Consider the following 10,228-nt stretch of genomic DNA (forward strand, 5'->3'; position numbering starts at 1 on the left):
CGGCGCACCGCCGGGCTGAGATAGGCTCCAGGGCATGACCGACATCCTTTTTTGCTGTACCGACACCTCGCCCGGGCCCTGGCTCGACGGCCTGCGCGCCGCCCTGCCGGGCGCGCGCGTCACCCTCTGGGAGCCCGGCGCGCCGCAGGCCGAATACGCCGTGGTGTGGGCGCCGTCCCAGCAGTTCATGGACGAGCAGCCCCGGCTGCGCGCGCTCTTCAACATCGGCGCGGGCGTGGATGCGCTGCTGCGCCTGCGGCTGCCGGCGGGCTGCCGCGTGGTGCGGCTCGACGACGCCGGCATGGCCGTGCAGATGGCCGAGTACGTATGCCACGCGGTCATCCGCCACTTCCGCGAGTTCGACGCCTATGCGGACGCGGAGCGCGAGGGCCGGTGGGCCTTCCGCAAGCCGCGCCTGCGCCAGGATTTCCCCGTGGGCGTGATGGGCCTGGGCGTGCTGGGCGAGCGCGTGGCGCGGGCGCTGGCGCACTTCGAGTTCCCCGTGCAGGGCTGGAGCCGATCGCCCAAGGTGGTGGAGGGCGTGCGCACCCACCATGGCGCCCGGGGCCTGCAGGATTTCCTGGCCGGCAGCCGCGTGCTCGTGAACCTGCTGCCTCTCACGCCCGAGACCACGGACATCCTGTGCCGCGAAACCCTCTCGCGCCTGTTGCCCGGGGCCTACGTGGTCAACGTCGCGCGCGGCGCGCACCTGGTGGAAGAGGACCTGCTCGCCCTGCTGGAGAGCGGCCACGTCGCCGGCGCCACGCTCGACGTGTTCCGCACCGAGCCGCTGCCGCAGGGGCACCCGTTCTGGACCGACCCGCGCGTCACCGTCACCCCGCACACCTCCGCGCGCACGCTGCGCGGCGAAAGCATCGCCCAGATCGCCGGCAAGATCGCCGCCCTGCAGCGTGGCGAGGCGGTGGCCGGCGTGGTCGACGCCGCGCGCGGCTACTGACATCACACCTTCTGCAAGGAGCTTTTCCATGCCATCCCTTCCCGCCCGCGTCCAGCTCGTCGATGTCGGCCCCCGCGACGGGCTGCAGAACGAGAAATCGCCCGTGCCCGCCGAGGTCAAGATCGGCCTCGTCCACCGCCTGCAGGCCGCGGGCCTCGTGGAGATCGAGGTCACCAGCTACGTGAGCCCCAAATGGGTGCCGCAGATGGCCGACAACCACGAGGTCATGGCCGGCATCGACCGCCGCCCGGGCGTGCGCTATTCCGTGCTCACGCCCAATCTCAAGGGCTACGAGGCGGCCGTGCGCGACCGGCCCGACGAGATCGTGGTGTTCGGCTCGGCCAGCGAGGCCTTCAGCCAGAGGAACATCAACTGCAGCATCGCCGAGAGCATCGAGCGCTTCGCCCCCGTGGTGGAGGCCGCGCGCGCGGCGGGCATCCACGTGCGCGGCGCGATGAGCTGCACCGTGGGCTGCCCCTACGAAGGCGAGGTCGCGCCCGAACGCGTCGGCTACCTGGCCGGACTCATGAAGGGCATCGGCGTGCAGCACATCGGCGTGGCCGACACCATCGGCGTGGGCACGCCGCGCAAGGTGCAGCGCGCCATCGAGGCCACGCTGGCGCACTACGCGGTGGACGATGTCTCCGGCCATTTCCACGACACCTACGGCCAGGCGCTCGCCAACACGCTGGCCTCGCTGGAGCTGGGCATCTGGCGCTTCGACACCTCCGTCGCGGGGCTGGGCGGCTGCCCCTACGCCAAGGGCGCCACGGGCAACGTGGCCACCGAGGACGTGGTCTACATGCTGCACGGCATGGGCATCGAGACGGGCATCGACCTCGACCGGCTCATCGACGCGGGCACCTACATCAGCGATTTCCTGGGGCGCAAGCCGAATTCGCGCGCGGCCACGGCGCTGCTGAACCGGCGGGCGGGGTGAGGCCGGGCGCCGGGCCGCGGCTCAGCGCAGGGGCTCCCCGAGCCGTGCCTTGAGGTAGTCCAGGAACGCCTGCGCGGCCCGGGAGGGCGCGCGCCCGATGAGGGTCTGCACCTCGATGTTGCGCAGGTCCAGCCCCTTGTCGCGCAGCCGCACGAAGGCCAGCTCGCCCCGGTCCACCTGGTAGCGCACGGAGATCTGCCCGCAGACGGTGACGCCATCGGGGCGGTGCCGCAGGAATCCGAACAGCGCGGCGATGTAGTTGCTCGTCAGCACCGGCTCCACGGCCAGGCGCTGGCGGCTGCAGGCGATGTCGAACAGCTGGCGCACGGTGGTGTCGGTCTCCGGCAGGGCGATGGGGTAGGCCAGCAGCTGGGACAGGCTCACCTGCCGGAAGCGCGTCAGCGGATGGCCGTGGCGCACGGCGGCCCCCAGCGGCGAGGGCTGCAGGTGCTCCACCTTGATGTCCTTCTCGGTGTGGCGGCTCATCACGATGCCGATGTCGGCGTCGCTGTGCAGCACCTTGCGCGTGCAGTCGGCGGGGGCGTGCACGCTCAGGTGGAACTGCACGCCCGGGTGCTCGGCGTTGAAGTCGCTGATCAGCCGGGGCAGGAACTCCATGGCAAAGCCTTCGGCGGCCGCGATGCGCACGCGGCCGCGCCGCATGCCCTGCAGTGCCTGGATCTCCTGCACCACGCGTTCGGCGTCGTGCGCGGACTTGAGGGCGTGCGTGGCCAGCAGCTCGCCCGCGGCGCTGGCGACCATGCCGCGCGCGTGCCGCTCGAACAGCGTGCAGCCCAGCATGTCTTCCAGGGAGGCGATCTGCCGGCTGATGGCGGAGCCCGCGACGCTCAGGCGCTCGGAGGCCTCGCTGATCGATCCGCACCGCACCACTTCCAGAAAGTAGCGCAGCGCGGTGTCCTGCAGCTGGCGGGCTATGAGGGGGGCGTGGTTCATGGCGCCGCATGATTGCATGGGCCGTGCCAGCCCGGCCCTCGCGCGCGGGGCGTGTGCTCCTGCCTTGCCGCCGCGGCATCGCTGGCCTGCGAAATCAGTAATAGTGCGAACGCCTTTTGTGTCCCATTCTTGCTTCGGAAAGCGCATTCCTTTTTTCGTTTTCTGAAGGGGTTCCGAAATGGGTCACATCGCTACCAAACTGGTGCGTCATGGTTCTCTGGCGGTGCTGGCCGCCTTGTCGGCCGCCACGGCGGCCTTCGCGGGCAAGGCCAACGACACCCTGGTCTATGCATCCGACAACGAGGTCGAGAACGTCAGCCCGTACCACAACAACATGCGCGAGGGCGTGATCCTGGCCAACATGGCGTGGGACACGTTGATCTACCGCGATCCGAAGACCGGCGAATACAAGCCCCAGCTGGCCACCGAATGGAAGTGGGAGTCGCCCACCGCGCTGCTGCTCACGCTGCGCCCGGGGGTGACCTTCCACAACGGCGATGCGTTCACGGCCGACGATGTGGTCTATACCTTCAACGTGGTCAATGGCCCCGACGCCAAGATCGCCACGCGCCAGAACACCGACTGGATCAAGAGCGCCGAGAAGGTGGGCGAGCTGCAGGTGCGCATCCACCTCAAGACGCCGTTCCCCGCCGCGCTGGAGTACCTGGCCGGCCCCACGCCGATCTACCCTGCCGCGTACTTCAAGAAAGCGGGCATGGAGGGCTACAGCAAGGCACCCGTCGGCACCGGGCCCTACCGGATCACCTCCGTGGTGCCCGGCCAGGGTGTCACCCTGGCGAAGAACGCGTCGTACTACAAGGGCAGCCCGCTGGGCCAGGCCCGGATCGGCACCGTGAAGTTCGTGGTGGTGCGCGACCCCGAGGCCCGCGCCGCCCAGCTCATGACGGGGGCCATCGACTGGATCTGGCGCGTGCCGGCCGACCAGGCCGAATCGCTCAAGGCCATGCCGCAGCTGTCGGTGCTCAGCGGAGAGACCATGCGCGTGGGCTTCATGTCCATCAACAATGCCGGCAGCACGCCGGAGTCGGCGCCGTTCAAGGATGCGCGCGTGCGCCAGGCGGTCAACTACGCCATCAACCGCAAGGGCTTTGCCGACAGCCTCGTGCGCGGCGGCAGCCAGCCCGTGTATGCGCCGTGCTTCCGCACGCAGGTGGGCTGCGTGACGACCAAGGTGGTGCGCTATGAATACAACCCGGCCAAGGCCAAGGAACTGCTGGCCCAGGCCGGCTATGCCAACGGCTTCGACACCGACCTGTGGGCCTACCGCGAGCGGGAGTATGCCGAGGCCCTGGTCGGTGACCTGCGCAAGGTGGGCATCCGCGCGCGCCTGCATTTCGTGCAGTACCCGGCGCTGCGCACCGAACTGCGTTCGGGCCGCGCGCCGCTCACGTTCCAAGCCTGGGGCTCGTATTCGATCAACGATGCCTCGGCCTTCGTGGGCAACTTCTTCAAGGGCGGGCCGGACGACACGGCCAAGGATGCCCAGGTGATCGCCCTGCTGCAGACCGCCGACAGCAGCGTGGACAAGACCGACCGCCTGGTCAAGTATTCGCAGGCGCTGGAGCGCATCTCCAGGGAGGCGATGTGGGCGCCGATCTTCTCGTACTCGACGAACTACGCGTTCACGAAGGACCTGAATTTCGAGTCCCAGCCGGACGAGCTGCCGCGCTTCGTGCAGGCGAGCTGGAAGTAAGCCGAGCAGGCCGCCGCGCAAGCACCCGCCACACCTCCGCCCCCCACGCCGAGCCCCCACCATGCTGACCTACATCCTGCGACGACTGGGGGTGGCGCTGTGCGTCATGCTCACGGTCGCCGTCGTGAGCTTCATGCTGCTGCACCTGTCGGGCGATCTGGCCACGGCCATCGCCGGCCCCGAGTCGAGCGCCGCCGACGTGGAGAAGATCCGCGTGCAGTACGGTCTCGACCGGCCCATCGCCACGCAGTTCTTCGATTGGCTGGCGGCCGCCGCCCGGCTGGACTTCGGCCGCTCCTTCTACTTCCAGAACTCGGTGATGGAGCTGATCGGCGAGCGCCTGCCCATCACCCTCCGGCTGGGCGCCGTGTCGCTGCTGCTGGCGGTGCTGGTGGCGATCCCGCTGGGGGTGCTGGCCGCCATCTACCGCGACACGTGGATCGACCGGCTGTCGCTGATGGTGGCCACCATCGGCCAGGCCATGCCCAACTTCTGGTTCGCGCTGGCGCTGATCGTGGTCTTCGCCGTGGGGCTCCGATGGCTCCCCGTGGCGGGCAACACGAGCTGGCAGCACTTCGTGCTGCCCGCCGTGGCGCTGGGCTACTACGCCATGCCGTCGCTGATGCGCCTCACGCGGGCCGGCATGCTCGACGTGATGGGGTCGGACTACATCCGCACCGCGCGGGCCAAGGGCCTGTCGCCGGCGCGCGTGGTGTTCAAGCACGCGCTGCGCAACGCCATCATCCCCGTGGTGGCGCTGGCGGCCGTGGAGCTGGGCTTCATGCTGGGCGGCTCGGTGGTCATCGAGTCGGTCTATTCGCTGCAGGGCCTGGGGCAGCTCGCCTGGGACTCCATCGCGCGCAACGACTATCCCGTGGTGCAGGCCGTGGTGCTGATCATCGCCACGTTCTACATCGCCCTCACCTTCGTGGCCGACGTGCTCAATGCCGCGCTCGACCCGCGCATGCGCACCCGCTGACAGGAGCGACTCCACCATGGCAACGTCTTCCCTTCCGCTGCCGGCGACCGCGTCGCCGCTGGCCGTGCTGCCCGTGCCCGCCTGGCGCAGGGCCCTGCGCCGCGTGGTCGGCCACCGCGGCCTGACGCTGGGCGGCATCCTGCTGCTGCTCGCGGTGCTGGCCGCCGTGCTGGCGCCCTGGATCGCGCCGCACGATCCGTACGCGCAGGACGTGACCCGGCGCCTGATTCCGCCCGTGTGGCACGACAAAGGGAGCTGGGACCACATCCTGGGCACCGACAAGCTCGGCCGCGATTACCTGAGCCGGCTGCTCCACGGCGCGCGCGTGTCGCTCCTCATCGGCTTCGTCACGGCGCTCATCGCCGGCGGCATCGGCACCACGCTGGGCGTGCTCGCCGGGTACTTCGGCGGCCGCGTGGACGCGGTGGTGAGCTATGTCATCACCACGCGCCTGGCCATGCCCGTGGTGCTGGTGGCGCTGGCCATGGCCTCGCTGGTGGGCGGCTCGCTCAAGGTGGTGATCGTGCTGCTGGGCCTGCTGCTGTGGGACCGCTTCGCCATCGTCACGCGCTCGGCCACGCAGCAGCTGCGCGACGCGGAGTTCATCGCGGCGGCCCGGGCGCTGGGGGCCTCCACGCCCTACATCCTGGTGTGCGAGCTGCTGCCCAACCTGATGAGCGCCCTCACCGTGGTGGCCACGCTGGAGATGGCGCACGCCATCCTGCTCGAATCCACGCTGTCCTTCCTGGGCCTGGGCGTGCAGCCGCCCACGCCGTCGTGGGGGCTGATGGTGGCCGAGGGCAAGGCGTACATGTTCTTCCAGCCCTGGGTGATCATGATCCCCGGCGTGGCCCTGGCCGTGCTGGTGCTGGCCATCAACCTCGTGGGCGACGGTATCCGCGACGTCACCGCGCCGGATGGCCGGAACTGACCCCAGGAGAACACGATGAGCATCCTTCTCGATGTGAAGAACCTGCGGGTCCAGCTGCCCACCGAGCGCGGCGTGCTGCAGGCCGTGCGAGGCATCGACTTCCAGGTGCGGCGCGGCGAGATGCTGTGCCTGGTGGGCGAATCGGGCTGCGGCAAGTCCATGACGTCGCTGGCGCTGATGGGCCTGCTGCCGTCCCGGGCGCGGCGCACCGCGGACCGCCTGGTGTTCGACGGCACCGACCTGCAGGCCCTGGGCGAGCGCGGCATGGCGCAGCTGCGCGGCGCGCGCATGTCCATGGTCTTCCAGGAGCCCATGACCTCGCTCAACCCGTCGTACACGCTGGGCGACCAGCTGTGCGAGGGCCTGCGCGCGCACCGCAAGGTCTCGGCGCGCGAGGCGCGCGACCGCGCGGTGTACCTGCTGGAGCGCACGGGCGTGCCCATGGCCGCGGAGCGCCTGCACCAGTACCCGCACCAGCTTTCCGGGGGCTTGCGCCAGCGCGTGATGATCGCCATGGCGCTGATGTGCGGCCCCGACCTCATCATCGCGGACGAGCCCACCACCGCGCTGGACGTGACCATCCAGGCGCAGATCCTGCGGCTGATCCGCGAACTGCAGCAGGAATTCGGCACCGCCGTCGTGTTCATCACGCACGACCTGGGCGTGGTGGCGCGCATCGCCGACCGCGTGGCCGTGATGTATGCCGGCGAGGTGGTGGAGACGGCGCCGGCGGGCGAACTCTTCGCCCGGCCGTCGCATCCCTACACGCGCGGCCTGCTGAGCTGCATTCCCGTGCGCGGCAAGACGCTGCCCGGCAGCCGCCTGCACGCCATTCCCGGCGTGGTGCCCAGCCTGATCGGCGAAGTGCAGGGCTGCGCCTTCGCCAACCGCTGCGGCCAGGCGCGCGAGGCCTGCGCGCACACGCCGCCCGTGGTGGACGTGGCCTCGTCGCACCGCGTGCGCTGCGTGGCCGCGCAGCCCGTTTTCCCCGCCCTTGCGGAGGCCGCATGAACGCCATGGACTCCTTCATCGCACCGCCACCCGAAGGCGCGCCGGGCGTCGTCGGCGGATCGGAAGACATCGCGCTGGAGCTGTGCGCGCTCAGCCGCAGTTTCAGGCTCAAGCGCGGCCTGTTCAAGGCGCCGGGCACCATCCAGGCGGTGCAGGACGTCTCGCTGCGCCTGCGCAAAGGCGAGACCCTGGGGCTGGTGGGGGAGTCGGGCTGCGGCAAGAGCACGCTGGCCAGGATGCTGCTGGGGCTGCTGGCGCCCACCTCCGGCAACGTGCTGGTGGACGGCCGGGAGGTCGATCCGCGCCAGCGCCGTGCCCTGGCGCGCCGCATCCAGCCGATCTTCCAGGACCCGTATTCGTCGCTGAACCCGCGCCGCACCGTGGCCGACATCGTGGGCGTGCCGCTGCGGCTGCACGGCGTGGGCACGCCGGCCGAGCAGGTGCGCAAGGTCCGCGACATGCTGGACCTGGTGGGCATGCCGGAGCGCACGCACCGCCAGGTCCCCAGCCAGCTCTCGGGCGGCCAGCGCCAGCGCGTGGCCATCGCGCGCGCCCTGGTCCTGCGGCCGGACATCCTGATCTGCGACGAGCCGACCTCGGCGCTTGACGTGTCGGTGCAGGCGCAGATCCTGAACCTGCTGCTCGACCTGAAGGCGGAGTTCCGCCTCACCTACCTGTTCATCAGCCACGACCTGGGCGTGGTGCAGCACCTGGTGGACCGGGTGGCCGTGATGCACCGCGGGCAGATCGTGGAGCAGGGCGCGCGCGAGGACATCTTCGAGCGCGCGCAACACCCCTACACCCGCATGCTGCTGGCCTCCGCGCTCACGCCGGAGCCCGGCCTGGGCGTGCCGGCCATCGACCGCGGCGCCTTCGCGTGAACCGGCTTTCCATCGATTCCTTTCCACGACCGAGAACTCCATGACCCGTGAAACAGTCATCGCGCAGACGGCGGCCTTCTTCGACGACGGCCGCTTCCAGGAGACGCTGGCGCGCCGCGTCGCCTTCCGCACCGAGAGCCAGGACGCCGCCAGTCTGCCCCAGCTCTACGCCTATCTGACGGACGAGATCGTGCCGCAGCTGCTGGGGCTGGGCTTCCATTGCCAGGTGGTGGACAACCCCATTCCCGGCAAGAGCCCCTTCCTGCTGGCCGAGCGGCGCGAGGAGGGCGCGGCCTTCACCGTGCTGACGTACGGCCATGGCGACGTGGTGCGCGGCCACGACGCGCAATGGCGCGAGGGGCTCGCGCCGTGGAAGATCGTCGTCGAGGGCAACCGCTGGTATGGCCGCGGCACGGCCGACAACAAGGGCCAGCACACCATCAACCTGACGGCGCTGGCGCAGGTGCTGAAGGCGCGGCGCGGCGTGCTGGGCTACGGCGTGAAGATCATCCTGGAAATGGGCGAGGAGGACGGCTCGCCCGGGCTGAACGAGGTGTGCGCGCGGCACAGGGACTTCCTCGCCGCCGACCTGTTCCTGGCCTCCGACGGGCCCCGTGTGTCGGCCTCGCGCGCCACCCTGTTCCTCGGCTCGCGCGGGGTGTTCAACTTCGACCTGCACCTGAACCTGCGCGACGGCGGCCACCATTCCGGCAACTGGGGCGGCCTGCTGCGCAACCCGGGCATCCGCCTGGCCCACGCCATCGCCGCCCTGGTGGATGCCCGGGGCCGTATCCTCGTGCCCGGCCTGCTGCCGCCCGGGTTGCCCGAGAGCGTGCGCGTGGCGCTGCGGGACATCGAGGTCGGTGGCGACGCCGGCGACCCGGAGACGGACCCGGACTGGGGCGAGCCCGGCCTCACGCCCGCCGAGCGCGTGATCGGCTGGAACAGCCTGGAGGTGCTGGCCTTCACCTGCGGCAACCCCGCCATGCCGGTGCACGCCATTCCCGCCACGGCGCGCGCGCACTGCCACATGCGCTACGTGGTGGGCAGCGACGTGGCCCATTTCCTCGACCACATCCGCGCCCACCTCGCGGCGCACGGCTTCAGCGACGTGGAGGTGCGCGGCACCGACGTGCGCATGGCCGCCACGCGCCTGGACCCCGATGACGCCTGGGTGCGCTGGGGCCTGGCCTCGATGGAGCGCACCACCGGCAAGCGCCCGGCGCTGCTGCCCAACCTGGGCGGATCGCTGCCCAACGACGTGTTCTCCGAGACGCTGGGCCTGCCCACGCTGTGGGTGCCGCACTCCTACCCGGCCTGCTCGCAGCACGCGCCCAACGAGCACATCCTTGCCGATGTCACGCGCGAATCGCTGCAGATCATGGCCGGCCTGTTCTGGGACCTGGCCGAGCAGGGGCCGGCCGTGGTGCGGGAGCGCGCGTGAGCCCCGCGCCGGCCGCGGCCGGCGCGGGGCTGGTGGGCGGCGCCTGATCCCGCCGGGGAGGGCGGCGGCGGTGCACGGGCACGGCGCGGGCGGCCTAAGAGCGTGTTTACGATCTCCCCCGACAATCCTGGGGTGAAAAGAAAGCCATACCCAAGCGACATCAGTAGAGAGAAGTTTGCCGAGATCGAGCCGCTGCTGCGCAGCGTTCGGCGCAGCACCAAACCGATCAAGCTGGATCTGTACGAAGTGTTCTGTGCAGTGCTGTACCTGCTTCGCACGGGTTGTCAGTGGCGCTATCTGCCGCCGCAGTTCCCCAAGTGGCACAACGTCTATGCGTACTGGCGCAAGTGGAGCGAGCCTGACCAGCACGGAGTGAGCGTGCTGGAGCAGGCTTTAAAAAAATCAGGTTGGCGCGG

10 protein-coding genes are annotated in these 10,228 nt (G+C 70.3%); 9 read left to right on the forward strand and 1 reads right to left on the reverse strand.

What is annotated here, in order from left to right; genetic code table 11:
• The first annotated feature begins 34 nt into the window (after positions 1 to 34).
• Both AX018_RS20640 and AX018_RS20645 read left to right on the forward strand, forming a co-directional pair.
• The gene (locus AX018_RS20640) at positions 35 to 958 is read left to right on the forward strand and encodes a 2-hydroxyacid dehydrogenase (RefSeq protein ID WP_111881277.1); all 924 of its coding nucleotides are present in this window, start codon (positions 35 to 37) and stop codon (positions 956 to 958) included.
• A gap of 28 nt (positions 959 to 986) precedes the next feature.
• Entirely contained in the window at positions 987 to 1,898 is a 912-nt protein-coding gene (locus AX018_RS20645) for a hydroxymethylglutaryl-CoA lyase (protein ID WP_111881280.1), read from the forward strand.
• Positions 1,899 to 1,919: 21 nt separating this feature from the next.
• Here AX018_RS20645 and AX018_RS20650 read toward each other — a convergent pair whose 3' ends face one another.
• On the reverse strand, positions 1,920 to 2,852 hold the full coding sequence (locus AX018_RS20650) for a LysR family transcriptional regulator (RefSeq protein WP_111881283.1): 933 nt from the start codon (positions 2,850 to 2,852) through the stop codon (positions 1,920 to 1,922).
• A 178-nt stretch (positions 2,853 to 3,030) separates the two neighbouring features.
• On the opposite strand from AX018_RS20650, the gene AX018_RS20655 reads away from it, so the two are divergent.
• The 7 genes from AX018_RS20655 to AX018_RS20685 form a co-directional block, all read left to right on the forward strand.
• A complete protein-coding gene (locus AX018_RS20655) occupies positions 3,031 to 4,566 on the forward strand; it encodes an ABC transporter substrate-binding protein (RefSeq protein WP_111881284.1) in 1,536 nt (511 codons plus the stop codon).
• A 61-nt stretch (positions 4,567 to 4,627) separates the two neighbouring features.
• Positions 4,628 to 5,545: an ABC transporter permease gene (locus AX018_RS20660; protein WP_111881286.1), complete on the forward strand. Its 918-nt coding sequence runs from the start codon at positions 4,628 to 4,630 to the stop codon at positions 5,543 to 5,545.
• A 16-nt stretch (positions 5,546 to 5,561) separates the two neighbouring features.
• The gene (locus tag AX018_RS20665) at positions 5,562 to 6,476 is read left to right on the forward strand and encodes an ABC transporter permease (RefSeq protein ID WP_111881289.1); all 915 of its coding nucleotides are present in this window, start codon (positions 5,562 to 5,564) and stop codon (positions 6,474 to 6,476) included.
• Between the two features lie 15 nt (positions 6,477 to 6,491).
• The gene (locus AX018_RS20670) at positions 6,492 to 7,487 is read left to right on the forward strand and encodes an ABC transporter ATP-binding protein (RefSeq protein ID WP_111881291.1); all 996 of its coding nucleotides are present in this window, start codon (positions 6,492 to 6,494) and stop codon (positions 7,485 to 7,487) included.
• A gap of 5 nt (positions 7,488 to 7,492) precedes the next feature.
• On the forward strand, positions 7,493 to 8,368 hold the full coding sequence (locus AX018_RS20675; protein WP_245951738.1) for an ATP-binding cassette domain-containing protein: 876 nt from the start codon (positions 7,493 to 7,495) through the stop codon (positions 8,366 to 8,368).
• Between the two features lie 40 nt (positions 8,369 to 8,408).
• A complete protein-coding gene (locus AX018_RS20680) occupies positions 8,409 to 9,812 on the forward strand; it encodes a M20 family metallopeptidase (RefSeq protein WP_111881297.1) in 1,404 nt (467 codons plus the stop codon).
• A gap of 132 nt (positions 9,813 to 9,944) precedes the next feature.
• The coding region (locus tag AX018_RS20685) for a transposase (RefSeq protein WP_170146310.1) at positions 9,945 to 10,228 on the forward strand (284 nt) is incomplete at its 3' end.

It is taken from the genome of Paracidovorax anthurii (assembly GCF_003269065.1).
GTDB classification, from domain to species: domain Bacteria; phylum Pseudomonadota; class Gammaproteobacteria; order Burkholderiales; family Burkholderiaceae_C; genus Paracidovorax; species Paracidovorax anthurii.

Bases quoted from the DNA above. Each gene is read 5' to 3' on its own strand.
- AX018_RS20665 (WP_111881289.1), top strand. From the start codon at position 5,562: ATGGCAACGTCTTCCCTTCCGCTGCCGGCGACCGCGTCGCCGCTGGCC.
- AX018_RS20650 (WP_111881283.1), bottom strand. From the start codon at position 2,852: ATGAACCACGCCCCCCTCATAGCCCGCCAGCTGCAGGACACCGCGCTG.
- AX018_RS20675 (WP_245951738.1), top strand. From the start codon at position 7,493: ATGGACTCCTTCATCGCACCGCCACCCGAAGGCGCGCCGGGCGTCGTC.
- AX018_RS20640 (WP_111881277.1), top strand. From the start codon at position 35: ATGACCGACATCCTTTTTTGCTGTACCGACACCTCGCCCGGGCCCTGG.
- AX018_RS20670 (WP_111881291.1), top strand. From the start codon at position 6,492: ATGAGCATCCTTCTCGATGTGAAGAACCTGCGGGTCCAGCTGCCCACC.
- AX018_RS20680 (WP_111881297.1), top strand. From the start codon at position 8,409: ATGACCCGTGAAACAGTCATCGCGCAGACGGCGGCCTTCTTCGACGAC.
- AX018_RS20655 (WP_111881284.1), top strand. From the start codon at position 3,031: ATGGGTCACATCGCTACCAAACTGGTGCGTCATGGTTCTCTGGCGGTG.
- AX018_RS20660 (WP_111881286.1), top strand. From the start codon at position 4,628: ATGCTGACCTACATCCTGCGACGACTGGGGGTGGCGCTGTGCGTCATG.
- AX018_RS20645 (WP_111881280.1), top strand. From the start codon at position 987: ATGCCATCCCTTCCCGCCCGCGTCCAGCTCGTCGATGTCGGCCCCCGC.